This window comes from Frankia sp. CpI1-P, from assembly GCF_001421075.1.
In the GTDB taxonomy this organism is placed as follows: Bacteria; Actinomycetota; Actinomycetes; order Frankiales; family Frankiaceae; genus Frankia; species Frankia torreyi.
Map to the genome: position 1 here is coordinate 1 of NZ_LJJX01000130.1, position 1,989 is coordinate 1,989.

Sequence of the window (1,989 nt, forward strand, 5' to 3'; positions counted from 1 at the left end):
GCGGATCGTCTTTCTCGGCGTGCAGATCGACGATGTGTCGGCGAACGACGTGATGGCGCAGTTGCTGTTCCTGGAGTCGGAGGATCCGGACCGGGACATCTCGATCTACATCAACTCGCCGGGTGGGTCGTTCACGTCGTTGACGGCGATCTACGACACGATGCAGTTCGTGCGGCCGGACATCTCGACGATCTGCATGGGGCAGGCGGCGTCGGCGGCGGCGGTGCTGCTGGCGGCGGGGACGCCGGGCAAGCGGTTCGCGCTGGNNAACAGCCGGATCCTGATCCATCAGCCGTCGGCGCAGGGGGAGGGCCAGTCGTCCGACCTGGAGATCCAGGCCCGCGAGATCCTGCGCGTCCGCGCCCTGCAGGAGACCCTGCTCGCCCGGCACACCGGCCGCAGCGAGACGGAGATCCGCCGCGACACCGAACGCGACAAGATCTTCAGCGCCACCGAGGCCCGCGCCTACGGCCTCATCGACGACGTCATCACCAGCCGCAAGGCGACGACGCCCCGCATCTCCGGCGCCGCCTGACCTCGACCCGGTGATCCGATCGCTGAGAATCCCACCAGGTCGGATCACCGGGTCGTGCGCGGAATCCATGTTTCCAGGTCGATCGTAGGCTGGGGTGACAGGCGCTTGAGAGGGACCGTTCGTTCGACGACCGCGGAATCTGGTAATGGTACGGATCATCGCGCAGTGGAATGTGTGCCATGAGGCTGCTCGTTCTGGGCGGTACCGCCTGGCTCGGCCGGGCCGTGGCCGAGGCGNCGCGNGACGCGGGCGACAGCGTGGTGTGCCTGGCTCGTGGTGAGTCGGGTGACGCCGCCGAGGGCGTGCAACTGGTTCGCGGTGATCGTCGCGATCCGGCCAGCTACGATCTCCTCCCGGGCGAGTTCGACGCGGCGGTGGACGTGTCTCGCCAGCCTGGGCACGTGCGTAGCGCGGCCGCGGCACTGGAGCCGCGCTGCTCGCACTTCATCTTCGTGTCCACCGGCAATGTGTACGCCGACCCGTCCGCGCTGCGGAAAACCGTCGACGCTCCCCTGCTGGAGCCGCTTGCCGGCGACGTCATGGCCACCATGGCCGACTACGGTCCCGCGAAAGTGGCGTGTGAACAGGTCGTGGCCGACGCGTTCGGGTCGTCCCGTCTGTTGATCGCTCGCTCCGGTCTGATCGGCGGACCTGGTGACTGGTCAGGACNGACGACCTACTGGCCCTCACGGTTCGCGGCCCCGTCGCATCCGGATGGTCGGGTACTTGTACCGGATGCACCGAACCTCATGACGCAAGTCATCGACGTGCGTGATCTCGGGTTCTGGCTGGTCGACTCCGCGCGCCAGCATCGCGCCGGAACTGTGAACGCGACCGGCGACTCGATTCCCTTCGAGGAGCACATCGCTCTCACCCGCGAGATCACGGGCCACCGCGGGTCACTCGTGCGGGCCGCTCCCGACTGGCTCGACCGGCACGGTGTGCGGACCTGGTCCGGGCCGACATCGCTGCCCTTGTGGCTGCGGCAACCCGACTATTCCGGGTTCAACGATCTCGACAACACCACGGCGCGTGCTCACGGTCTGGTCAGCCGGCCGCTGGCGGAAACACTGCTCGACGGACTCCGCGCACCGCCCGCACAACCGGTAGCAGGTCTTACCGACGACGAAGAACGCTCNCTGCTCGACGCCTGGGACGCGCAGAAGGCCACCCGAGGCTAGTAGACCGTCGCTGTTTAGTTCTGGGGTGTGGCAGGCTGGTGTTGGNAGATCTTCCTCGTCCCCTCTGCCGGTCAGNACAAGTCNTGNCGTCACAGAAGAAGCGGCCGGTCACCTTGACNGCGGCCGATCGTGAAGCGTTGGTTCGGGTCACCACCACGGGTGTGCATCCGGCCTCGATGATCAGGCGGGCGCAGGTGCTGCTCGCGTTGGACACCTCGACCGGCGAGGTTGATCCTGTCGAGGTGATCGCGGCACGGCTGGGTGTCTCGGGTG

1 protein-coding gene and 2 pseudogenes are annotated in these 1,989 nt (G+C 67.3%); all 3 read left to right on the forward strand.

From position 1 onward, the window contains the following. Positions 1-266 (forward strand): ATP-dependent Clp protease proteolytic subunit (locus FF86_RS61540; RefSeq protein ID WP_242419938.1); only part of this gene is annotated, 266 nt, incomplete at both ends. Between the two features lie 2 nt (positions 267-268). Then, positions 269-535 (forward strand): annotated as a pseudogene (locus FF86_RS61545) (ATP-dependent Clp protease proteolytic subunit); the annotation flags it as partial. 1,300 nt (positions 536-1,835) lie between these two features. Beyond that, positions 1,836-1,989 (forward strand): annotated as a pseudogene (locus FF86_RS69705) (helix-turn-helix domain-containing protein); the annotation flags it as partial.